This is a genomic window from Streptomyces sp. NTD91, assembly GCF_059510455.1.
In genome coordinates this window covers 37,792-59,762 of the sequence record NZ_JCAJZW010000024.1, presented here as the reverse complement: position 1 = coordinate 59,762, position 21,971 = coordinate 37,792, and the positions used below count along the sequence as shown (strand labels likewise).

19 protein-coding genes and 1 pseudogene are annotated in these 21,971 nt (G+C 72.1%); 11 read left to right on the top strand and 9 right to left on the bottom strand.

Annotated elements, in window-relative coordinates; genetic code table 11:
* Positions 1-38: 38 nt before the first annotated feature.
* The 3 genes from hpt to folE all read left to right on the top strand — a co-directional run bounded on the left by hpt (position 39) and on the right by folE (position 3,593).
* Positions 39-599 (top strand): hypoxanthine phosphoribosyltransferase, encoded by a 561-nt coding sequence (gene hpt / locus AC5WRT_RS23685; protein WP_031165039.1) that lies wholly within the window; start codon positions 39-41, stop codon positions 597-599.
* Positions 600-815: 216 nt separating this feature from the next.
* Positions 816-2,855: an ATP-dependent zinc metalloprotease FtsH gene (gene ftsH, locus AC5WRT_RS23680; protein WP_496095771.1), complete on the top strand. Its 2,040-nt coding sequence runs from the start codon at positions 816-818 to the stop codon at positions 2,853-2,855.
* Between the two features lie 132 nt (positions 2,856-2,987).
* A complete protein-coding gene (folE, locus tag AC5WRT_RS23675; RefSeq protein ID WP_496095772.1) occupies positions 2,988-3,593 on the top strand; it encodes a GTP cyclohydrolase I FolE in 606 nt (201 codons plus the stop codon).
* A gap of 140 nt (positions 3,594-3,733) precedes the next feature.
* Here the strand turns inward: folE and AC5WRT_RS23670 are convergent, their stop codons facing one another.
* The 6 genes from AC5WRT_RS23670 to AC5WRT_RS23645 all read right to left on the bottom strand — a co-directional run bounded on the left by AC5WRT_RS23670 (position 3,734) and on the right by AC5WRT_RS23645 (position 8,997).
* On the bottom strand, positions 3,734-4,222 hold the full coding sequence (locus AC5WRT_RS23670) for a DUF3180 domain-containing protein (protein ID WP_496095773.1): 489 nt from the start codon (positions 4,220-4,222) through the stop codon (positions 3,734-3,736).
* An 81-nt stretch (positions 4,223-4,303) separates the two neighbouring features.
* Positions 4,304-4,915: a 2-amino-4-hydroxy-6-hydroxymethyldihydropteridine diphosphokinase gene (gene folK / locus AC5WRT_RS23665; protein ID WP_496095774.1), complete on the bottom strand. Its 612-nt coding sequence runs from the start codon at positions 4,913-4,915 to the stop codon at positions 4,304-4,306.
* Positions 4,912-5,271: a dihydroneopterin aldolase gene (gene folB / locus AC5WRT_RS23660; RefSeq protein ID WP_360153914.1), complete on the bottom strand. Its 360-nt coding sequence runs from the start codon at positions 5,269-5,271 to the stop codon at positions 4,912-4,914. The genes folK and folB overlap by 4 nt, the downstream gene beginning before the upstream one ends.
* Before the next feature lie 265 nt (positions 5,272-5,536).
* On the bottom strand, positions 5,537-6,070 hold the full coding sequence (locus AC5WRT_RS23655) for a nuclear transport factor 2 family protein (RefSeq protein ID WP_496095775.1): 534 nt from the start codon (positions 6,068-6,070) through the stop codon (positions 5,537-5,539).
* On the bottom strand, positions 6,067-7,041 hold the full coding sequence (gene folP, locus AC5WRT_RS23650) for a dihydropteroate synthase (protein WP_496095776.1): 975 nt from the start codon (positions 7,039-7,041) through the stop codon (positions 6,067-6,069). Before folP ends, AC5WRT_RS23655 begins: the two co-directional genes overlap by 4 nt.
* Positions 7,042-7,182: 141 nt before the next feature.
* Positions 7,183-8,997: a phosphatidylglycerol lysyltransferase domain-containing protein gene (locus tag AC5WRT_RS23645; RefSeq protein ID WP_496095777.1), complete on the bottom strand. Its 1,815-nt coding sequence runs from the start codon at positions 8,995-8,997 to the stop codon at positions 7,183-7,185.
* A 227-nt stretch (positions 8,998-9,224) separates the two neighbouring features.
* Here AC5WRT_RS23645 and AC5WRT_RS23640 point away from each other — a divergent pair, with 227 nt between their 5' ends.
* Positions 9,225-10,352, top strand: coding sequence for an alpha/beta hydrolase (locus tag AC5WRT_RS23640; RefSeq protein ID WP_496095778.1), 1,128 nt, complete (start codon positions 9,225-9,227; stop codon positions 10,350-10,352).
* Positions 10,353-10,448: 96 nt separating this feature from the next.
* Positions 10,449-11,828, top strand: coding sequence for a hypothetical protein (locus AC5WRT_RS23635; RefSeq protein WP_496095779.1), 1,380 nt, complete (start codon positions 10,449-10,451; stop codon positions 11,826-11,828).
* A 136-nt stretch (positions 11,829-11,964) separates the two neighbouring features.
* Here AC5WRT_RS23635 and AC5WRT_RS23630 read toward each other — a convergent pair.
* A pseudogene (locus AC5WRT_RS23630) lies at positions 11,965-12,313 on the bottom strand (PH domain-containing protein); the annotation flags it as partial.
* A 233-nt stretch (positions 12,314-12,546) separates the two neighbouring features.
* Between AC5WRT_RS23630 and AC5WRT_RS23625 the strand changes: the two are divergent.
* Positions 12,547-13,698, top strand: a complete 1,152-nt coding sequence (locus tag AC5WRT_RS23625) for an NADH-quinone oxidoreductase subunit D (RefSeq protein ID WP_496095780.1) — start codon at positions 12,547-12,549, stop codon at positions 13,696-13,698.
* 13 nt (positions 13,699-13,711) lie between these two features.
* Here the strand turns inward: AC5WRT_RS23625 and AC5WRT_RS23620 are convergent, their stop codons facing one another.
* Positions 13,712-14,785, bottom strand: a complete 1,074-nt coding sequence (locus tag AC5WRT_RS23620; protein ID WP_496095781.1) for an SAM-dependent methyltransferase — start codon at positions 14,783-14,785, stop codon at positions 13,712-13,714.
* Positions 14,786-14,903: 118 nt separating this feature from the next.
* Between AC5WRT_RS23620 and AC5WRT_RS23615 the strand changes: the two genes are divergently transcribed.
* Together AC5WRT_RS23615 and AC5WRT_RS23610 are read left to right on the top strand one after the other, a co-directional pair.
* Positions 14,904-16,109, top strand: coding sequence for a sensor histidine kinase (locus tag AC5WRT_RS23615; RefSeq protein ID WP_496095782.1), 1,206 nt, complete (start codon positions 14,904-14,906; stop codon positions 16,107-16,109).
* Positions 16,110-16,197: 88 nt separating this feature from the next.
* Entirely contained in the window at positions 16,198-16,869 is a 672-nt protein-coding gene (locus AC5WRT_RS23610; RefSeq protein ID WP_496095783.1) for a response regulator transcription factor, read from the top strand.
* Positions 16,870-16,894: 25 nt separating this feature from the next.
* Here AC5WRT_RS23610 and AC5WRT_RS23605 read toward each other — a convergent pair whose 3' ends face one another.
* Positions 16,895-18,088: a threonine aldolase family protein gene (locus AC5WRT_RS23605; protein WP_496095784.1), complete on the bottom strand. Its 1,194-nt coding sequence runs from the start codon at positions 18,086-18,088 to the stop codon at positions 16,895-16,897.
* Positions 18,089-18,293: 205 nt separating this feature from the next.
* On the opposite strand from AC5WRT_RS23605, the gene AC5WRT_RS23600 reads away from it, so the two are divergent.
* Genes AC5WRT_RS23600 through AC5WRT_RS23590 form a run of 3 tightly spaced genes read left to right on the top strand, consistent with a single transcriptional unit; the run spans position 18,294 to position 21,951 of the window.
* Positions 18,294-19,247, top strand: a complete 954-nt coding sequence (locus AC5WRT_RS23600; RefSeq protein ID WP_496095785.1) for a Rossmann-like and DUF2520 domain-containing protein — start codon at positions 18,294-18,296, stop codon at positions 19,245-19,247.
* Positions 19,244-20,245 (top strand): pantoate--beta-alanine ligase, encoded by a 1,002-nt coding sequence (panC, locus tag AC5WRT_RS23595; protein WP_496095786.1) that lies wholly within the window; start codon positions 19,244-19,246, stop codon positions 20,243-20,245. The genes AC5WRT_RS23600 and panC overlap by 4 nt, the downstream gene beginning before the upstream one ends.
* Positions 20,242-21,951: an L-aspartate oxidase gene (locus AC5WRT_RS23590; RefSeq protein ID WP_496095787.1), complete on the top strand. Its 1,710-nt coding sequence runs from the start codon at positions 20,242-20,244 to the stop codon at positions 21,949-21,951. The genes panC and AC5WRT_RS23590 overlap by 4 nt, the downstream gene beginning before the upstream one ends.
* Positions 21,952-21,971 lie beyond the last annotated feature (20 nt).

Genomic DNA, 21,971 nt, shown 5'->3' with positions numbered 1-21,971 from the left:
CGTGGCCTACGGCCGTAAGTGCGGGACGACCGAAAGTGATGCGGGTGGACGCGAAAGACATGGGTGCCGACCTCCAGCAGGTGCTCATCACCAAGGAAGAGATCGACGCGAAGCTGGCCGAGCTGGCCGCGAAGATCGACGCGGAGTACGCGGGCAAGGACCTGCTCATCGTCGGCGTCCTCAAGGGCGCGGTGATGGTGATGGCGGACCTCGCCCGGGCGCTGTCCACCCCCGTCACCATGGACTGGATGGCCGTCTCCTCGTACGGCGCGGGCACCCAGTCCTCCGGCGTCGTGCGGATCCTCAAGGACCTCGACACCGACATCAAGGGCAAGCACGTCCTGATCGTCGAGGACATCATCGACTCCGGCCTGACCCTGTCCTGGCTGATCAACAACCTCGGCTCGCGTGAGCCCGCCTCCCTGAAGGTGTGCACGCTGCTGCGCAAGCCGGACGCCGCGAAGGTCGCCATCGACGTCGAGTGGGTCGGCTTCGACATCCCGAACGAGTTCGTCGTCGGTTACGGCCTCGACTACGCCGAGAAGTACCGCAACCTGCCGTTCGTGGGTACGCTCGCGCCTCACGTCTACGGCGGCTGAGCCGGACCGGGGCGTGAGCTGAGCCACTCGGCTCAAGCCTTGTAGGACGATCGGGAACCCCGGCGGGTTCCACGCCGTTGAAGGATGCAGAGACGGCCCCCGGCCCTCGAAGCGGACTTCGTGCGGCTTCGGACCACCACGCTGGGGTACCGTCAGAAGAACTGTCTTATCAAACTCACTATGGCAGGAGGGACGGGGCGGCACCGCTCCGTATGGATGGACGTGAAGCGATACTTCCGTGGGCCGGTCATGTGGATCGTGCTGGCCGTCCTTGCCGTGGTCGTGTTGATGCAGGTCGTCGGCTCGTCCGGCGGCTACAAGACGGTGGACACCGGCCAGGTCGTTGCGGCGATCAATGACAACAGGGTCCAGTCGGCGAAGCTCACCACAGGTGACGAGCAGAGCATCAAGGTCACGCTGAAGGACGGCTACAAGGTCGACGGCAGCTCGAAGATCCAGGCCAGCTACATCGGCGACCAGGGCTCGCAGCTCGCCACCAACCTGCAGACCAGGTACCAGGACAAGCAGATCCCGGACGGCTACACCGTTTCGCCGTCCAAGCAGAACCCGTTCGTCGGCGTTCTGCTCTCCCTGCTGCCCTTCGTCCTGATCGTGGTCGTCTTCCTGTTCCTGATGAACCAGATGCAGGGCGGCGGCTCCCGGGTGATGAACTTCGGGAAGTCCAAGGCCAAGCTCATCACCAAGGACACCCCCAAGACGACGTTCTCCGACGTCGCCGGCTGTGACGAGGCCGTCGAGGAACTCCACGAGATCAAGGAGTTCCTGCAGGAGCCGGCCAAGTTCCAGGCCGTCGGCGCCAAGATCCCCAAGGGTGTGCTGCTCTACGGCCGCCCGGGTACCGGCAAGACGCTGCTCGCCCGTGCCGTGGCCGGCGAGGCGGGCGTCCCCTTCTACTCGATCTCCGGTTCCGACTTCGTCGAGATGTTCGTCGGTGTCGGTGCCTCCCGGGTCCGCGACCTGTTCGAGCAGGCCAAGGCGAACGCCCCGGCGATCGTCTTCGTCGACGAGATCGACGCGGTCGGCCGCCACCGTGGCGCCGGCCTCGGCGGTGGTCACGACGAGCGCGAGCAGACCCTGAACCAGCTGCTCGTCGAGATGGACGGCTTCGACGTCAAGGGCGGCGTGATCCTCATCGCCGCGACCAACCGGCCCGACATCCTCGACCCGGCCCTTCTGCGGCCCGGCCGCTTCGACCGCCAGATCGCGGTCGACCCGCCGGACCTGCAGGGCCGTCTGGAGATCCTCAAGGTCCACCAGAAGGGCAAGCCGGTCGCGCCCGACGTCGATCTGGCCGCCGTCGCCCGCCGTACGCCCGGCATGACCGGTGCCGATCTGGCGAACGTGCTCAACGAGGCCGCGCTGCTGACGGCTCGCGGCGACCAGAAGCTGATCGACAACAGGGCGCTGGACGAGGCGATCGACCGCGTGGTCGCGGGCCCGCAGAAGCGGACCCGGATCATGTCGGACAAGGAGAAGAAGATCACCGCGTACCACGAGGGCGGTCACGCCCTGGTCGCGGCGGCCTCACCGAACTCCGACCCGGTCCACAAGATCACCATTCTGTCCCGTGGCCGCGCCCTCGGCTACACGATGGTGCTGCCGGACGAGGACAAGTACTCGACCACGCGCAACGAGATGCTCGACCAGCTCGCCTACATGCTGGGCGGTCGCGCTGCCGAGGAACTGGTCTTCCACGACCCGACCACCGGCGCCGCGAACGACATCGAGAAGGCCACCAACCTGGCCCGCGCGATGGTCACCCAGTACGGCATGACCGAGCGGCTCGGCGCCATCAAGTTCGGCGGCGACAACAGCGAGCCCTTCCTCGGACGTGAGATGGCTCACCAGCGCGACTACTCGGAAGAGGTCGCCGCGCTGGTCGACGAAGAGGTCAAGAAGCTCATCGAGACCGCTCACAACGAGGCCTGGGAGATCCTGGTCGAGAACCGCGACGTGCTCGACAACCTCGTTCTCCAGCTGCTGGAGAAGGAGACCCTGGGCAAGGAGGAGATCGCCGAGATCTTCGCCCCGGTCGTCAAGCGCCCGCCGCGGCCCGCCTGGACCGGCTCCTCGCGGCGCACCCCGTCCACCCGCCCGCCGGTGCTCTCTCCGAAGGAGCTGGCACTGACCAACGGCGCGAACGGTGCGACGGCCGCGATCAGCACGGCCAAGTCCACGGCCGCGGAGTCCGCCCCGGTGACGGACCAGACTCCGGACGAGCGTCCGGAGAGCTGAGCGCTTTCGGCCAACCGGCCTGGAATGAACGCCGCGCCTCCCAGGTTTTAGCCTGGGGGCGCGGCGTTCGTATGTCCGCATGCACGCGCGTGGCCGCCGCCACGTGACAGAGGTACAGGAACGAGGAAGCACATGACCGACCCCGTGACGCTGGCCGGCGACGGCTGGATCGGCGAGTTCGACGAAAAGCGCGCCGAGAACGCCATTCGCGAACTTCTGATCGCGGTCGGCGAGGACCCCGACCGAGAGGGCCTCAGGGAAACTCCGGCGCGGGTGGCGCGGGCCTATCGTGAGCTTCTTGCGGGGCTGTGGCAGGAGCCCGAGGATGTGCTGACGACCACGTTCGACCTGGGGCACGATGAGATGGTCCTGGTGAAGGACATCGAAATCGTAAGCCTCTGTGAGCACCATCTGCTGCCCTTCCATGGCGTAGCTCACGTGGGTTACATTCCGGCCGAAACCGGCAAAATCACCGGCCTTTCGAAGCTGGCGCGCCTGGTTGAGGTCTTCGCTCGCCGCCCGCAGGTGCAGGAACGACTCACCACGCAGATTGCGGACTCCCTCATGCGTATCCTCGAGGCGCGCGGTGCCATCGTCGTGATCGAGGCGGAGCACATGTGCATGTCGGTGCGGGGCATTCGCAAGCCCGGCGCCAAGACCACCACGTCGGCGGTGCGCGGCCAGCTCCGCGACGCTACGACCCGTGCCGAGGCGATGAGCCTGATACTGGCGAAGTGACCTCCCGTTGCCGGTGGGGCCCGACAGCGTCCCCTGGTCGGTGGCCGGTCACCGACCAAGGGGACCGGGACGGCACACGGCTGCCCGGCATCCGGCACACCGGACACGTGTAGGAACCGGACCGGGAGCGGAACCGGCCGTCACCCCGCCGGTTCCGCTCCCGGGGGGTTCTGGTCCTCGTCCTCGGGGAGCTTGCACACCCGTTCGAGGAACAGGGCCGCCGCTATCACGCCGATACCGGCCAGGACCGAGAACCCGGCGTAGATGGCCTGGTCGCGGCGGGTGGGGATGTCCAGCAGCTCCAGCAGGAAGACGCCCGTGCCGCCGTACATGCCGGCGACGAGGGCGGCGACCAGGGCGCTGGCCTGGCCGAAGACGACCGCGCGAGCGGCCATCAGGGGGTCGACGCCCTTGGCGCCGGGGCGCCGCTCACGCTGGGCCCTCAGCCGGGCGCGCAGCGAGAGCGCCGTCGACAGCAGGACCACCGCGATCAGCGCGAGGACGATGGGGGCGGCCAGGGGGACGCTGGGCAGGGTCCCGATCGAGTTCCAGAGGCGGGCGCCCGCCCAGGACAGGATCCCGGCCACGACGAACACGCCCGCCAGCACCCTGATGCGCAGCTCTCTCACGGTGTCCCTTCAGCTCCCCCGGACCGGTGCGGACCGCGGTCGTACGCGACCTTGTCGTCTGAGTCGTCTTGACCTTAACGACTATTCCGGCAGTCGGAGTTCCAGGTCCGCACGGGGTTCGACGCCCGCACGGGTGACGGCCGACAGCAACTCGGCCACCGGGCCGCGGCCGGGCAGCTGGGCCTGCGGGTCCACGTCGAGCCAGGGCGCGAGCACGAAGGCGCGCTCGTGGGCCCGCGGGTGGGGCAGGGTGAGCTGCGGGTCGTCGGAGGTGACGTCGGCGTAGGCGACGATGTCGACGTCCAGGGTGCGCGGGCCCCAGTGCTCGTCGCGGACCCGTTTGAACGCCTCCTCGATGGCGTGCGCCCGCTCCAGGAGGGAGGCCGGGGGCAGGGTGGTCTTGAGGACCACGACCGCGTTGAAGTACGACGGCTGGCTGCCGGGCGCCACGCCCCAGGGCTCGGTCTCGTACACCGGGGAGACCGCCTTCACACGCACGCCCGGGGTGTCCTCCAGCGCGTCGACGGCGCCCTGGAGGGTCTCCAGGCGGTTGCCGAGGTTGGCGCCGATGGAGATGACGGCCCACTTCGGGTTCTGCAGGGTCGTGTCGGCGGCGTCGACCTTCTCGACGACCGAGGCGGGCACCGGCTGGACGGTCGGGTCGCTGTGACCCTGGAGGAAAGGTCGGGTCATACTCGGCTCCGGGTGATGGTGACGGTCACGTCGTCGAAGGGGACGGTGATCGGGGCGTCCGGCTTGTGGACGCAGACCTCGACCTCCTGTACCCCTTCGTGCTTGAGGCAGGTCCGGGCGATCCGCTCGGCGAGGGTTTCGATGAGGTTCACCGGCTCGCCCTCGACCACGGCCACGACCTCCTCGGCCACGATGCCGTAGTGGACGGTCTTCGCCAGGTCGTCGTCGGCCGCCGCCGGTCGGGTGTCGAGCCCCAGGACGAGGTCCACGATGAAGGTCTGGCCCTCCTCGCGCTCCTTGGGGAACACACCGTGGTGCCCGCGGGCCTTGAGGCCGCGCAGCGCGACACGATCCACGCGAATCACTCCTGCAATCGTCGGGAAGGACCGGCCCGTACCGCGTGCGGGCGGCATACCGGCCCGCCACGAATCTACCTGCGGGCACTGACAAAGCCGGGCCTCGGGACGCGGGCCCGCGCCGGGACCACGAGGGTTCATCCCGCGTTTCCCCGGAGAAACCCGGCGGTGTCATGGGCTGGTAGCGGCTTCTACCCCGGGGTAGGTGATTCGAACCACTTCCTGGTCCCCGTGGTCCGCCGGCCCCTGTGGAGCGTCGACCCGCTCAGGCCAGGGGGCCGTCGTCCGGGTTCACGCCGTCCACCCCGGTCTCCTCGTCCTCGTCGTCGCTCTCCGCGAGGACGGGGGAGGCGTGGTGCGACCAGAGCTTCCAGCCGGAGGGTGTGCGCCGGAACACGTTCGTGGCGACGACGAGCTGGCCGACCAGCGGGCCCAGTTCCGCGCCGTCGTCCGGGGCGGGACCGCCGCTGAGGATGTTCTCGGTGCAGGTCACGAGCGCGGTGTCGCCGGTGACGGAGACGTGCACGTCGGTGAGGAAGAACTGGATGTAGTCGGTGTTGGCCATGATCAGGGCGTACGACCTGAGGACCTCGCCCCGTCCGGTGAGCACCGGCCAGCCGGGGTGCACGCAGGAGATCACCCCGGTGTCCGCCGGGTCGTGGTACTCCTCGTCCACGCCCAGGTCGGCCGGGGTGAGCCAGAGAGAGGACAGCTCCTCGAAGTCGCCGCGTTCCATCGCCTCGTAGAAGGCGGTGTTGGCGGCCTCCACCTGCTCGACATCGGTATGAGGGGCGCTCACCAGGCTCCTTCCGCCCCGAGCTGACCGCTGACACCCGCCGCGCGCCCGCTGCCGCAGATCCCGTGCTCGCGCTCCGCGCGCAGTGCCTGTGCGCCCCGCGCCGGGCCTGCCGTGCGCGCTCCCTCCACGGCGCGTGCGACCCGTACCGCGTCGGCAGTGGCGCGTACCTCGTGCACGCGCACCGCCCAGGCGCCGGAGTGCGCGGCGAGCGCGGAGACGGCGGCCGTGGCGGCGTCGCGTTCCCGGGCCGGGGGCGGCGCACCCTCCGTGCCGGCGAGGACGCGGCCGAGGAACCGCTTGCGGGAGGCGGCCACGAGCAGGGGGTGGCCGAGACCGTGCAGGCGGTCGAGGTGGGCGAGGAGGGCGAGGTCGTGCTCGGTCTCCTTGGAGAAGCCGAGGCCGGGATCGACGACGATGCGGTCGGGGGCGATGCCGCCGGCCAGAACGGCCTCCACGCGCGCGTGCAGTTCGTCCACGACTTCGGCGACGACGTCCTCGTACGCCCCCCTGACATTGCCGCCCTCGAGGAAGCCGCGCCAGTGCATGACGACGAAGGGGGCGCCCGCGTCGGCGACCAGCGGGACCATCGCGGGGTCGGCGAGGCCGCCGCTGACGTCGTTGACGAGGGCCGCGCCGGCCGCGAGGGACTGTTCGGCGACGGACGCGCGCATCGTGTCGACGGAGACCACGACGCCTTCGGAGGCGAGGCCGCGCACGACCGGGATGACACGCCTGAGTTCCTCGGCCTCGTCCACCCGGGTGGCGCCGGGGCGGGTGGACTCACCACCGACGTCGACCAGGTCCGCTCCCTGGGCGACGAGGTACAGGCCGTGCTTGACGGCCGCGGTCGTGTCGAACCAGCGGCCGCCGTCGGAGAAGGAGTCGGGGGTCACGTTGACGACACCCATGACCGCGCACCGGTCCCATGCCGGAAGGCCGGCGACCTGGCCGCGCCCGCTGAGGTTGTTCATGCGTTCAGCGTAGGCCCAGCAGGGCTCCCGCAACGCGCGGCGGCCCGGGCGGACGCCCCTGTGCCGGAGGGGGGTGGGGCGCCCGGCCGGGCCCGTACTCGGCCGCACCGCTCATCTCCGCGGTGCCCCGGTCCGCGTGGCTCAGGCCGCGCGGACGTCCCGTTCCGCCACGGTGTGCGCGCAGGGGCGCTCGGTGGCCCCCCTGCGCCGGCGCAGGAAGCGCGGGAGGGGCAGGGCGAGGTCGACGAAGCCTTCCGCCTGCATGGCGGCGAAGCCGATGCGGGGCAGGTCGGCGCTGTTCCGGTAGACCACGAAGCGGGGCTCCCAGCGCGGCTTGAACTTGGCGTTGAACTTGTACAGCGACTCGATCTGGAACCAGCGCGAGAGGAACACCAGCAGCCCGCGCCAGGCGCGCAGCACCGGACCGGCACCGATCTTCTCGCCGCGGGCCAGGGCGGAGCGGAACATCGCGAAGTTCAGCGAGACGCGGGTGATGCCGAACTTCGACGCGGCCTGGAGGGCGGCGACGATGAGCAGTTCGTTCATACCGGGGTCCGCGCTGCGGTCTCGACGCATCAGGTCCAGCGAGGCGCCGTCCTCGCCCCAGGGCACGAAGTGCAGGATCGCCTTCAGGTCGCCGTACTCGCCGGGCTCGTCGTCCTGCTTGTGCGCGGTGGCGATCAGGCAGTCGCCGTCGGAGGGGTCGCCGATGCGGCCGAGCGCCATGGAGAAGCCGCGCTCGGTGTCGGTGCCGCGCCAGTCCTCCGCCGCCCGCCGGATGCGCTCCAGTTCGGCGTCGCCGACGTCACGGATGCGCCGTACTCGGGTTTCGTAGCCGGCTCGCTCGATGCGTTTGACCATTTGTCGTACGTTGCGCATCGCGCGTCCGGCCAGCGAGAAATCCGCGACGTCCACCACCGCCTCGTCACCCAGTTCCAGGGCGGCCAGGCCGGTCTCGCGGGTCCACACCTCGCCGCCCGTCTCCGAGCAGCCCATGACGGCGGGGGTCCAGGAGTGCGCCTTGGCCTCGTCCATGAAGCGCTCGATCGCGCCGGGCCAGGCCTCCACGTCGCCGATGGGGTCGCCGCTGGCGAGCATCACGCCGGAGACGACGCGGTAGGTGACGGCGGCCTTGCCGCTGGGGGAGAAGACGACGGCCTTGTCACGGCGCAGCGCGAAGTGCCCGAGGGAGTCCCGCCCACCGTGCTTCTCCAGCAGGGCCCGCAGCCGGGACTCGTCCTCCTCGGTGAGGCGGGCTGCCGGGTGCTCGGGGCGGAAGGCGAGGTAGATGGTGGTGGCGGCGGTGATCCAGCCGAGGGCGCCGAGGGAGAAGGCGACGGTCCAGGACGTGTTGCCCTGGTAGTCGACCGGGCCCTCGAAGCCGAACAGGCCGTAGACGACGTGCGTCAGCCGATCGGCCAGGCTGGGGTCGCCGATGGTCCGGTGCGGGTGGACGCTGACGATGATGAGTCCGAGGACGAGAGAGCCGGCGCTCATGAGAATGAAGTTGGCGAGCGCCCGCCACCTGCTGCGCGGGTCGGGCAGAGCCGCGAACTGGTCGCGGTGGAGCAGCAGCGGTACGAGCAGCGCGACGGCGATGAGCATGCCGACGAGCGAGTGCCGGTAGGCGAACTGCGCCGCCGCACCCGCCGGCAGCAGCGCGACCGCGGCCCGCCACGCCCGGCGCTTGCGCCGTTTGAGTCCGTGCGCGAGCAGCAGCAACAGCACGCCGGCGCTCAGCGAGAGCGCGGCCGCGAACGGCCCGAACGAGCCCGGCAGCACCTCCACGAGGGCATGCATACGGCTGTGACGGAAGCGCGGGAACACACCCGCGGCAATGTCCAGGACGCCCACGAGGGCGGCGGCCCTGCCGACGAGCACGGGGACGGCCTCGGGGCGCGGGCCACGAAGTATGCGCCGCGCCCGGCTGGATCGGCTCGGAACCCCGCCCGACATTTCCCCATCTATCCTGACAGACATCGCATCCCGTAGTTCTGCGAGAGACCTTGGACCCGGGCCCGATACGGGCATCCGGCGACATTGCGCCCTCTAGGACGGTGTCTCGGGGAGAGAGGTTCACTCCCCACCGGAAAGTCGGGTCAAAGGCCAAGGAAAGCCCCGGGCAAGCCCGCGCGACGAAGCGCGGACGGCGCCGGGCGGAGAGCGCAGGCAGGTAACAGCCCATGGGTCTGACGAGCAACAAGGTACTGGTGCTGGCGGTAGTCGTGGCCGTCGCACTGTTCCTCGGCACGGTGTGGTGGTGGCCGCGACTGGCCAGGCGGAACTGGCGGGCCGTCAGCGGACGCGTCGGGCTGCTGCTCGGCACCCAGCTGGCGCTCTTCGCCTCGGTCGGCCTCTCGGTCAACCAGGCCTTCGGGTTCTATGCCAGCTGGGCCGACCTGTTCGGCCAGGAGACCGGGCAGGGAGTGGTCGTCGACCACATAGCGGGGGGCGGCGCCGGCAGTCCCGTGCACGTGGTCTCCACGTCCCGGGTCATCGGGGTGAGCAGTGGACTGCCGCAGGTCGACGGGCAGGTCCAGAAGGTCGACATCATCGGCCGTACGACCCACCTGGCCACGCCGGCGTTCGTGTATCTGCCCCCGGAGTACTTCCAGCCGCAGAACGCCACGCGCAAGTTCCCGGTGTCCGTCATCCTCACCGGCTACCCCGGCACGGCCCAGGCGCTGGTGGACAAGCTGCACTATCCGAGTACGGCGCTGCAGCTGGCCAAGGCCGGGAAGATGCAGCCGATGATCCTGGTGATGCTGCGTCCCACCGTGGCGCCGCCACGGGACACCGAGTGCGTGGACGTGCCGGGCGGACCGCAGACCGAGACATTCTTCGCCAAGGACCTGCGCGACTCGGTGATCGCCCACTACCGGGTCGACAAGACGCCCGCCAGCTGGGGCATCGCCGGCGACTCGACCGGTGGTTACTGCGCGCTGAAGATCGCCATGCACAACCCGAAGGCGTACGCGGCGGCCGCCGGCCTGTCGCCGTACTACAAGGCGCCGATCGACCCCACCACCGGAGACCTCTTCCGCGGCAGCACGAATCTGCGGAATCGCGCCAACCTCTTCTGGGCGATCACGCACCTGTCCGCGCCCGAGACGTCGCTGCTCGTCACCAGCAGCAGGGTGGGCGAGCACAACTACAAGGACACGCTCAAGTTCATCAAGAGCGTGCAGAACACCAACGTGACCAGGATTTCGTCGATCATCCTTCCGAGCGGCGGGCACAACTTCAACACCTGGCGGCGCGAGATCCCACCGATGCTGCAGTGGCTGAGCCAGCGGCTGGTCGCGCACTGAAGCGGGTACGTCTGACGCCCCGTGAGCGCGGTGTCGTGGCCGTGTTTTTACGGGGCGGGGGTCCGCGATTCGCCTACGCGCGGTAAGTTTCTGGCCATGCCACGTGGACGCCACCGCCATTCACCACCCCTGCACCGGCTGATGCCTCCGACGGCCATCGCCGGCGTCTCCGTCGTCTGCGCGCTGGGTCCCTGGGTGTTCTCCGAGGCCATGGTGCTGCGCGCACTGGCCGCCGCCGCGGCGGCGACCACGGTCATCGGCGCCGTCGTGATGCGCCGCTGGGACGCGCAGGCGGGCAAGCGGGTCGCCGAGCTCACACGCGCGCGTGCCGGCGACGAATGGCGCTACGAGGAACGGGTCGCCGAACTGGAGACCGACCTGGAGGAGTCGCGCGAGCTGCGCGCCAAGCTGGAGCAGCGGCTGCGCGCCAAGCGCGCGGAGCTGGCCGGCCTGCGCAATGAGCACGCGGCCCTGCTGCGCCGGTACGCCACCGCGGAGACCGAGCGCGCGAGCGCCCTGGAGGGACGCCGGCTGCTGGAGATCGAGACGACCGCGCCCTCGTCCTCGCCGGCGCTGCCGCCCGCGCGCCGCGCCGAGCCGGAGCCGGCCGAGGCGACGGAGGAGGCCATATTGGAGCAGGCCACCACCGAGACCACCGGTGAGATGCCGACGGGCGCCGGGGACGACCCGGTGGCGTACGCGGTGTTCTCGCCCGAGGGCGCCTGGCTCTACCAGCAGGCCCTGACGGCACTGGTCGGCTTCGGCGGCGAGTCGCGCGGCGACGGTGGCACGGACACCACGGAGACGGCCCCGTCCGAGGCCACCGAAGCGGCGGTTTCCGGGGGTACGGCCCCCAAGGCGGCGGGCACCGGGGACGGTGAGCCCGAGGACGGTTCGAGTCCCGTGCCGACGCGCACGGCGGACGGCGTCCGCACGGCCGGCGCGGGTGGGGTGGAAGCAGCCGCCGGTGCCGCGGCCACGGCGGACGGCGCCGGGGACGACGCGACGGACGGCTCCGGTGCCTCCCGGAGCGAGGCCGGTGCGCCGGTCGACCAGGAGGACGAGGCGCAGGGGCAGCCCGGGGCGGCCGACGGGCACGCGCGCGCGGCCGCCGCCTCCGTGGCTCCGGCCGAGTCCGCCAAGGCCGTGGGCCGGCCGCCCGCCGGGCACTTCACGGTGCCGACCGCGGTGGCCGTCGTACCGGCCGCGCCCGCGCGACGCCCGGTGGTCGAGGGCGGTTTCGACTTCTTCGGCACTCAGAAGGGCGCGCCGAAGACCGCCCTGGAGTCGGTGCAGAACGAGGATCTCGCTGACGTCGTCGGCCAGGAGGCACTCGCCGTGCACAAGGCGGAGGCCGAGGCCGGGTTCAAGCACGCCCATGCCCAGCCGGACGGCGCCGGGCAGGTCATCGACCTGACGGCGCACGACGAGACCGAGCAGATCGACGTCCAGGGCCTGCGCAGCGCGGCCTCCTGACCCGGCACCGCGGAGCAAGCAGCGGACCCGAGGCCCCACAGGGGGAGCCGGGCCTCGGGCCGTCCAGCGGTCGGGGCGGGCGTCGCGGCGGCCCGTGCGGGACCGCTCCGCCCGGCCTGCGGAAGCCGCACGGCGGCACCAGGGAGGCTGCCGGCGCGTGCGGCGGAACGCGCAGCAGTTCGCGCGCCGGTGCCTCGCACGCCGTCCCGGCGGTGAAACCCGCCGCGCGCGAGCAGTTCCGGACGCAGGGCGCGGGCCTCCTCCCGCCGAGGAAGGCCACTTCGTCCTTGTCGTCGGTGCCGACGACGTCGATCCGCAGCTTGGCGACGCCCGCCACGCGCGCGAGGAGGGCGCGGGAGACGTCCACGGCCTGGATGGCTTCAGCCGGATGTGTGTGCGGTGCGCCGGAACAACAGGCGGGTGCGGATGCGCAGTTCGGTGTCGGTGACCGCGAAGTGCGTGAGCCGCCACCAGCCGCAGGCCCCACGCGCCGACGGTCGCCGGCACCAGTGCGAGGGCGCCACGCGGGCCCCACGGCCAGGCCCGGACCCAGCCCGGTGGCGAGCGCCAGCCCCTTCGCCCACCCCAGCACCGGCCCAGGCGCATCCGCGGCAGTGCCGGCTCCAGCCCCCGCCGCACCGGCTCGGTCCCCGGTGTCCCGGTCTCCTCCGGGCTCCCCGTTTCCACGGGGCCGGCGTACGTAGGGGAAACTGGGGCCATGACTCCTACGACGGAGACCACGGTCGGGATCGGCGGCGCCGCGGAAAGCACCGACATGGTGCTCAACATCGGGCCCCAGCACCCGTCCACGCACGGGGTGCTGCGGCTCAGGCTGGTGCTGGACGGGGAGCGCATCGTGCGCGCGGAGCCGGTGATCGGCTACATGCACCGCGGCGCCGAGAAGCTCTTCGAGGCGCGCGACTACCGCCAGATCATCGTGCTCGCCAATCGCCACGACTGGCTGTCGGCGTTCTCGAACGAGCTGGGCGTCGTCCTCGCCGTGGAGCGGATGCTCGGCATGGAGGTGCCCGAGCGCGCGGTGTGGACGCGCACGCTGCTGGCCGAGCTGAACCGGGTCCTGAACCACCTGATGTTCCTCGGCTCCTATCCGCTGGAGCTGGGCGGGATCACGCCGGTGTTCTACGCGTTCCGGGAGCGCGAGGTGCTCCAGAACGTCATGGAGGAGATCTCCGGCGGGCGCATGCACTACATGTTCAACCGGGTCGGCGGCCTCAAGGAGGACCTGCCGGCCGGGTGGACCGCACGCGCGCGTGCCGCCGTGGCCGACGTGCGCTCGCGCATGGACGTCTTCGACGACCTGGTCCTCGGCAACGAGATCTTCCGCGGGCGCACGCGCGCAGTGGGGGTGCTGGCGCCGCAGACCGTGCACGCGTACGGCGTCAGCGGGCCCATCGCGCGCGCCTCGGGCGTGGACTTCGACCTGCGCCGCGACGAGCCGTACCTGGCCTACGGCGACCTCCAGGACACCCTGAGGGTCGTCACCCGGGGCGAGGGGGACTGCCTTGCCCGGTTCGAGGTCCTGCTGGAGCAGACGCACAACGCGCTCGACCTCGCGGACGTCTGCCTGGACCGGCTCGCCGAGCTGCCGCCCGGGCCGATCAACCAGCGGCTGCCCAAGGTGCTGAAGGCGCCCGAGGGACACACGTACGCGTGGACCGAGAACCCGCTCGGCATCAACGGCTACTACCTGGTCAGCAAGGGCGAGAAGACGCCGTACCGGCTGAAGCTGCGCTCGGCCTCGTACAACAACATCCAGGCGCTGACCGAGCTGCTGCCGGGGACGCTGGTGGCGGACATGGTGGCGATCCTGGGCTCGATGTTCTTCGTGGTCGGCGACATCGACAAGTAGGGGGGCCGCGGGCTCAGGCGAGCGGGTCCGCGATCCCGACCGGCTGGAGCAGCCAGCCGAAGTCGCCGAGTCCGCCCGGGGCGGTGAGTTCGGCGGCCTCCCCGGCGTTCGCGAGGGCGCGCACGTAGGCCGTGGGATCCGTGGAGGCCAGTGCGAGCGGGGGGCGCGCGCCGGTGATGTCGAGAGCGCGCAGGGCGGCGCGCTGCGTGAGCAGACGCGCGGGGGGCAGGACGCGCGCCGGACCGGAGTGTGTGTCCGCGGATGTGTGCGCCGTGGGAGCCGTCGCGCAGGCGTCCAGGGCGACGTGGGCCGTGATGTCGCACGATCCGTCGGGCACCGGCGCCGTCTCGCGGCCGTCCCGAAAGCCCGTCAGCGTCCCGAACGGGGGGCGCGCGTCGGCGGTGTGCGCGTAGTCCACGGCCACCGCGAGCCCGCGCACCACCCGGTGCACCACCGAGGCCCACGCCACGTCGCGGGGCAGCCCGATCTCCGCGCGCAGCCCTTCCTCGGGCCGCAACGGCCACCACCGGGCGAGCCAGTCCGCGTCCGCGCCGGTCACCGGTTCCCCGAGGCGCTCGCTGCCGTCACCGGCGACGAGCACCAGCCGGGGCAGGCCCGCGGGATCGATCTCGGCGACGTCCACGGGCACGTTGTCCAGCCATTCGTTGGCGAAGAGCAGCCCGGTGACGGCGGCCGGGGGCGTGTCCAGCCAGGTGATGCGTCCGTCGAGACCGGCCGGGCGGTCGGCGCGTTCGACGGCGTACGCACGCGTGCGTACGGCCACGTCCGTCGGCAGGGCCGCCAGCACCCCCGCGACCAGTTCGCCGCGCCCCGCGCCCATGTCGACGAAATCCAGCGCGGCCGGCCGGCCCAGCGCTTCGTCGACCCGGCACAGCAGCCGCGCCACGGCCAGCGCGAACAGCGCGGAGGCGTGCACGGACGTGCGGAAGTGGCCGGCCGGGCCCTCCGGACGGCGGTAGAAGCCACCGGAGCCGTACAGGGCCGCCTCGGCCGCCACGCGCCAGCCGCGCGGCGCGCGCCCCTCGCCGGGGCGCTGTTCCGCTTCCCGCGCCGTCCCATCCGTCACCGCACCAGAGTAGGCGCACAGTTGATCAACGCCTCCACCTTGCGGAGTACACGCGCCGGGCATGGATCGGCCCTCCGGTTGACCCCTGCATGCAGCCGGTTTCCCTACTCTGGGTTACGTGCAGCGCCTCTATGACTTCCTCCGCCGCCACCCGACGTGGGTCGACACCTTCTGGGCCGTCGCCCTGTTCGGGCTGTCCGGCGTGAGCGTGGTCAATCTGAGCGGGGCGCCCGGTCACCACATGACGCTCGTGGCGGGGGTGACCGTGTCGGCCGTCCTGTGCGTCGTCGTCGCGCTGCGCCGCCGTTTCCCGGAGTCGATGCTGCTGCTCGCCCTCGCGGTGGGACTGGTCCAGCTGGTGCTGGACGTCGAGACGACCGCCGCCGACTTCGCGATGCTGGTGATCACCTACACGGTGGCGGCGGTCGGCGCGCGCTGGGCCTCCCGGCTCGCGCTCGTCGTGAGCCTGTGCGCGGCGGCCTTCGCCCAGCTCCGCTGGCCGGCCGAGCACGCCGGCTTCCTCGGCCGGATCGCCATAGTCGCCTTCCAGACGGTGCCCTTCGCGCTCGCCTGGGTGCTCGGCGACTCGATGCGTACCCGGCGCGCCTACTTCGCCCAGCTGGAGGAGCGCGCGGCCCGTCTGGAGAAGGAACGTGAGGCGCAGTCGAAGGTCGCGGTGGCCGCCGAGCGCGCTCGCATAGCGCGCGAGCTGCACGATGTCGTCGCACACAACGTGTCGGTGATGGTGGTGCAGGCCGACGGTGCCGCGTATGTCCTGGACGCCGCCCCCGACCAGGCCAGGAAGGCGCTGGAGACGATCTCCTCCACCGGCCGCCAGGCGCTCGCCGAGATGCGCCGCCTGCTGGGCGTGCTGCGCACCGGGGAGCACCGGGAGAGCGGGGAGTACGTCCCCCAGCCGGACGTCGAGCAGATCGACGACCTCGTCGAGCAGTGCCGAAGCTCCGGCCTCCCGGTCGACTTCAAGGTCGAGGGCACCCCGCGTCCGCTGCCGAGCGGCGTGGAGCTGACCGCCTACCGGATCGTGCAGGAGGCGCTCACCAACACCCGCAAGCACGGCGGGCCGGGCGCGGGCGCGAGCGTGCGGCTGGTCTACTTCGACGACGGGCTCGGCCTGCTCGTCGAGGACGACGGCAAGGGCGCCCCGCACGAGCTGTACGAGGAGGGCGGTGCCGACGGCCGGGGGCACGGCCTGATCGGCATGCGCGAGCGGGTCGGCATGGTGGGCGGCACCCTGGACGCCGGCCCGCGGCCGGGCGGAGGATTCCGCATCAGCGTCCTGCTCCCGCTCAAACCGGCGCACTGACGCAGTCGCACGCCGTCGGTCGACACCTGTCACACCGGTGACACCCGCCGAGAACCCCAGACCGCCCGTCCCGAACGAAAGAGGCCCGATGACGATCCGCGTGATGCTCGTCGACGACCAGGTGCTGCTGCGCACCGGGTTCCGGATGGTGCTCGCCGCCCAGCCGGACATGGAGGTCGTCGCGGAGGCGGGCGACGGCGTCGAGGCCCTGCAGGTGCTGAAGTCCACGCCCGTCGACGTCGTCCTGATGGACGTCCGCATGCCCAAGCTGGACGGCGTGGAGGCCACCCGGCGGATCTGCGCCGAGGCCGACCCGCCGAAGGTGCTGATCCTCACCACCTTCGACCTGGACGAGTACGCCTTCTCCGGGCTGAAGGCAGGTGCCTCCGGATTCATGCTCAAGGACGTGCCGCCCGGTGACCTGCTGGGGGCCATCCGCGCGGTGCACAGCGGCGACGCGGTCGTGGCGCCGTCCACCACCCGGCGCCTGCTGGACCGTTTCGCGCCGATGCTGCCCTCCACCGGCAAGGAGCCGCGGCACAAGGAGCTGGAGCGGCTCACCGACCGTGAGCGCGAGGTCATGGTGCTGGTCGCGCAGGGCCTGTCCAACGGCGAGATCGCGGCCCGGCTGGTCCTGAGCGAGGCCACGGTGAAGACCCACGTGGGCCGCATCCTCACCAAGCTCGGCCTGCGCGACCGGGTCCAGGTCGTGGTGCTGGCCTACGAGACGGGGCTGGTCCGCGCGGGCGGGCACGGCTGAGGACGAACGCCGGGCCTGCCTGTGATCACGGCCTCGGCAGGCGCGTCACGAAGCCTGCGACGGCCGTCCTCACGTCGTCCGCCGTCCACCGGAGGCCCTCGGAGCGTACGGCGACCTCGGTGAAGGACAGCCCGGGGCCGCCGTGGTCCCAGGGGCGGGCGAACAGATACGTCCCTGTCTCCTCGGCCTGGCGTACGGCCGCCTCCGTGAGGACCTCGGGCTCGTACGGCAGCCAGACCTGGAAGTCGTGGGTGTGCGGTTCCCCGGGGTGCACCCGCGCCCACGGGACGCCGGCCGCGGCGAAGCCCTCGCGCAGCGCGGCGGCGACCACGCGCGCGTGCCGCACGTAGTCCGGCAGCCGGGGCAGTTCGCGCTCGAGTCCGGCGAGCGCCGACAGCACCGTGGGGAACTGCTGGAAGACCATGCCGCCGTACCGGTGGCGCCATGTTCTCGCCTCCTCCACCAGCGTCTTCGGACCGGCCAGCGCGGCACCGCCGAAGCCGTCGAGGGACTTGTAGAACGACACGTAGACGCTGTCCGCCAGGTCCGCGATCTCCGCAAGCGGACGGCCGAGACGGACCGTGCTCTCCCACAGGCGCGCGCCGTCGAAGTGCACGACCGCGTCGCGCTCCCGTGCCGCCTCGACGACCTCGGTCAGTTCCTCCCAGGTGGGCAGCACGAAACCGGCGTCCCGCAGCGGCAGTTCGAGCATCAGCGTCCCGAAGGGCTCGCCGAAGTCGCGTATCTCGGCGGCGGTCGGCAGCCGGGGCTCACTGGTCACCCGTACCGGTCGCAACCCGCTGACCTCGCTGAAGGCGTGCCGTTCGTGCACCTCCGGATGGGCCAGGGCGTGCAGGGCCACCGTGCGGTCGCCGGTGCGGCCGGCCCAGCAGCGCAGCGCCACCTGCTGGGCCATCGTGCCGGTCGGGAAGAAGGCGGCCGCCTCCGTGCCGAGCAGGGACGCGACCCGCTCCTCCAGGTCCGCCACGATTCCGTCGCCGTACACGTCCGGGGGCTGGTCCAGGTCGTACACCTCGGGCGCCACCCGGTGGAGGTCCGCCAGCCGCTCGCGGATGGTGCGCCCGGCGCCCGGTCGCGCCAGCACGCGCTCCGCCTTCGCGAAGGCGGCCCGGCGCCGCGCCCGCGTGCCTTCCTCCGGGGACTGCTCCGCCTGCCGCCGTTCCCGCTGCTCTTCGTCCGGTCGCGTCTCATCGGTCATGGGCGGATCATGCCGTGCGCCGGCCCGGACGGACAGCCGGATTTCCCCGCGAGGACGCGTCGCGGCGCCGCACCGCGGGGCCGGTGACGGCGTGGCGTAACCCACAGCCTGTGGACGACCAGTCCGCTCAGGACCGAGATAGCGTTAACATGACGAGAAATCGTCCGGTACCCAGAGCGGACTGGAACGGGAAGGCCGCCGTCGCGTGAGTACAGTCCACCAGCAAGACCTCAAGGACCGCCCCGCGCGGCTCACCGTCGGTGTCGTCGGCGCCGGCCGCGTGGGTCCCGCGCTCGCCGCGTCCCTCCAGCTCGCCGGGCACCACCCGGTGGCCGTCTCCGGTGTCTCCGACGCCTCCCGGCGGCGTGCCGAGGCCATGCTCCCGGACGTGCCGCTGGTGTCGCCCGCCGAGGTTCTCCAGCACGCCGACCTGGTGCTGCTCACCGTTCCCGACGACGTCCTGCCCGGACTCGTCTCCGGGCTCGCCGAAACCGGTGCGGTACGGCCCGGCCAGCTGCTCGTGCACACCTCCGGCCGGTACGGCGCCAAGGTCCTCGACCCCGCCCTGCGCGCGGGCGCGCTGCCGATGGCCCTGCACCCCGCGATGACCTTCACCGGCACCCCGGTGGACGTCCAGCGCCTGGCCGGCTGCTCCTTCGGCGTCACCGCCCCCGAGGAGCTGCGGCTCGCGGCTCAGGCCCTCGTGATCGAGATGGGTGGCGAGCCCGAGTGGATCAGTGAGGAGAAACGCCCGCTGTACCACGCGGCGCTCGCCCTCGGCGCGAACCACCTGGTGACGCTGGTCGCCCAGTCGACGGAGCTGCTGCGCACCGCGGGCGTCGAGGCTCCCGACCGGATGCTCGGCCCGCTGCTCGGCGCCGCCCTCGACAACGCGCTGCGCTCCGGCGACGCGGCGCTCACCGGGCCCGTCGCGCGCGGGGACGCGGGCACGGTCGCCGCGCACATCACCGAGCTGCGGGCGCACGCCCCGCAGACCGTCGCGGGCTATGTCGCGATGGCCCGTGCGACCGCCGACCGAGCGCTCGCGCACGGCCTGCTCAAGCCCGAACTCGCCGAGGACCTGCTCGGCGTGCTGGCCGATGAGGCCGACGGCACGAACGGCCCGGGCACCACCGGCACCGAGGGGAACGACCGATGACCACCGCCCTGCTGAGCACCGCCGACGAGCTGCACGCGCGCGTGCGCAGTGGTCGCCGCGCCGTCGTGATGACCATGGGCGCCCTGCACGAGGGCCACGCCACCCTGATCCGCACCGCGCGCGAGGTCGCCGGACCGGACGGCGAGGTCGTCGTCACCGTCTTCGTCAACCCGCTGCAGTTCGGCGCGGGTGAGGACCTGGACCGTTACCCGCGCACCCTCGACGCCGACCTGAAGATGGCCGAACAGGCCGGAGCGGACGTGGTGTTCGCCCCCTCGGTGGACGAGGTCTACCCCGGCGGCGCCCCTCGGGTCCGGATCAGCGCCGGGCCCATGGGCGAACGCCTGGAGGGCGCCTCGCGGCCCGGCCACTTCGACGGCATGCTCACCGTCGTCGCCAAGCTGCTGCACCTCACCCGCCCCGACGTGGCCCTGTACGGCCAGAAGGACGCCCAGCAGCTGGCCCTGATCCGGCGCATGGTGCGAGACCTGAACTTCGGCGTCGAGATCGTCGCCGTACCGACGGTGCGCGAGGAGGACGGGCTCGCCCTGTCCAGCCGCAACCGTTACCTCTCGCCGGCCGAGCGCGCCACCGCGCTCGCGCTGTCCCGTGCCCTCTTCGCGGGCCGCGACCGGCACGCCGCGCAGGAGGCGCTGCGCGCGCGTGCCCGCGAAGTGCCCTCCACGCAGGCGCGTGCCGAGGCGCTGAGCGCCCTCGGGGAGTCCCGTGCCGCAGCGGACGCGCACGCGGTCGCCACGGCGTCCCCCGGCGGCCCGGCCGCCGTCCGCGCGGCCGCCCGCCAGGTGCTGGACGAGGCCGCACGCTTCGTCCCGCCGCTCGAACTGGACTACCTCGCCCTCGTCGACCCGTCCGACTTCACCGAGATCGGCGACGACTTCACCGGCGAGGCCGTCCTGGCCGTCGCCGCGCGGGTCGGCACGACCCGGCTGATCGACAACCTCCCCCTCACCTTCGGAACCCTCGGAGCCGCCTCGTGACCAGCACAGGCACCAGCACAGGCATACGACTGCACGCGCCCGCGCCCGGGTGGTCCATCGCCGCGGACGTCGTCGTCGTCGGTTCCGGGGTGGCCGGCCTGACCGCGGCCCTGCGCTGCGAGGCCGCGGGCCTGACGACCGTGGTCGTCACCAAGGCCCGCCTGGACGACGGCTCCACACGCTGGGCGCAGGGCGGCATCGCGGCCGCCCTCGGTGAGGGCGACACGCCCGAGCAGCACCTGGAGGACACCCTGGTGGCGGGCGCGGGCCTGTGCGACGAGGAGGCCGTACGCCTCCTCGTCACCGAGGGCCCCGACGCCGTCCGGCGGCTGATCTCCACCGGCGCCCACTTCGACACCGACGACGAGGGCGACATCCAGCTCACCCGCGAGGGCGGCCACCACCGGCGTCGGATCGCGCACGCGGGCGGCGACGCGACCGGCGCGGAGGTCTCCCGCGCCCTCGTGGAGGCGGTACGCGCGCGTGGCCTGCACACCATCGAGAACGCGCTCGTCCTGGACCTGCTGACCGACGCCGAGGGCCGTACGGCCGGTGTCACGCTGCACGTGATGGGCGAGGGTCAGCACGACGGCGTGGGCGCCGTGCACGCCCCCGCGGTCGTCCTCGCCACCGGCGGTATGGGCCAGGTGTTCTCCGCGACCACCAACCCCTCGGTGTCCACCGGTGACGGCGTGGCGCTGGCGCTGCGCGCGGGCGCCGAGGTCTCCGACCTGGAGTTCGTGCAGTTCCACCCGACCGTGCTGTTCCTCGGTGCGGAGGCCGAGGGCCAGCAGCCACTGGTCTCCGAGGCGGTGCGCGGCGAGGGCGCCCACCTGGTCGACGCCGACGGCGTGCGCTTCATGGTCGGGCAGCACGAGCTGGCCGAGCTGGCGCCCCGGGACATCGTCGCGAAGGGCATCCTGCGGCGGATGCTGGAGCAGGGCGCAGAGCACATGTACCTCGACGCCCGGCACTTCGGCGCCGAGATGTGGGAGCACCGCTTCCCGACCATCCTGGCCGCCTGCCGCGCCAACGGCATCGACCCGGTCACCGAGCCCATCCCGATCGCCCCGGCCGCCCACTACGCCTCCGGGGGCGTGCGCACCGACGCCCGCGGCCGTACGACCGTGCCCGGCCTGTACGCGTGCGGCGAGGTCGCCTGCACCGGCGTGCACGGCGCCAACCGGCTCGCCTCCAACAGCCTCCTCGAAGGGCTCGTCTACGCCGAGCGGATCGCCGCGGACATCGCGCGGTCCCGGGGGGCGAACGGCCTCCACGCGCGCGTGCCCCAGCCGGTTCCCGAACCCGGGAAGCCCGCCCACCCGCTGCTCGCCCCCGAGACGCGGTTCGCCATCCAGCGGATCATGACCGAGGGCGCCGGCGTGCTGCGCTCCGAGGAGTCCCTCGCCAGGGCCGCCGAACAGCTCCAGCGGCTGCACTCGGACGCCCGCGACGCCCTGGAGGAGAACGGCAAGACCGCCGAGCCCGGCGTCGACACCTGGGAGGCCACCAACCTCCTGTGCGTCGCCCGCGTCCTGGTCGCCGCCGCGCGGCTGCGCGAGGAGACCCGCGGCTGCCACTGGCGCGAGGACCGCGCCGAGCGCGACGACACCCGGTGGCGGCGGCACATCGTCGTACGGCTGAACCCCGACCGGTCGCTGGCCGTGCACACGACCGACACCGCAGACTTCCCCCCGACCCGGTAACACCAGCGCCCAGGAGCAGT

Coding starts and splice junctions, on each gene's coding strand:
- hpt (WP_031165039.1), top strand. CDS start 39: ATGCGGGTGGACGCGAAAGACATGGGTGCCGACCTCCAGCAGGTGCTC.
- ftsH (WP_496095771.1), top strand. CDS start 816: ATGGACGTGAAGCGATACTTCCGTGGGCCGGTCATGTGGATCGTGCTG.
- folE (WP_496095772.1), top strand. CDS start 2,988: ATGACCGACCCCGTGACGCTGGCCGGCGACGGCTGGATCGGCGAGTTC.
- folK (WP_496095774.1), bottom strand. CDS start 4,915: ATGACCCGACCTTTCCTCCAGGGTCACAGCGACCCGACCGTCCAGCCG.
- folP (WP_496095776.1), bottom strand. CDS start 7,041: ATGAACAACCTCAGCGGGCGCGGCCAGGTCGCCGGCCTTCCGGCATGG.
- AC5WRT_RS23645 (WP_496095777.1), bottom strand. CDS start 8,997: ATGTCGGGCGGGGTTCCGAGCCGATCCAGCCGGGCGCGGCGCATACTT.
- AC5WRT_RS23640 (WP_496095778.1), top strand. CDS start 9,225: ATGGGTCTGACGAGCAACAAGGTACTGGTGCTGGCGGTAGTCGTGGCC.
- AC5WRT_RS23635 (WP_496095779.1), top strand. CDS start 10,449: ATGCCACGTGGACGCCACCGCCATTCACCACCCCTGCACCGGCTGATG.
- AC5WRT_RS23625 (WP_496095780.1), top strand. CDS start 12,547: ATGACTCCTACGACGGAGACCACGGTCGGGATCGGCGGCGCCGCGGAA.
- AC5WRT_RS23610 (WP_496095783.1), top strand. CDS start 16,198: ATGACGATCCGCGTGATGCTCGTCGACGACCAGGTGCTGCTGCGCACC.
- AC5WRT_RS23605 (WP_496095784.1), bottom strand. CDS start 18,088: ATGACCGATGAGACGCGACCGGACGAAGAGCAGCGGGAACGGCGGCAG.
- panC (WP_496095786.1), top strand. CDS start 19,244: ATGACCACCGCCCTGCTGAGCACCGCCGACGAGCTGCACGCGCGCGTG.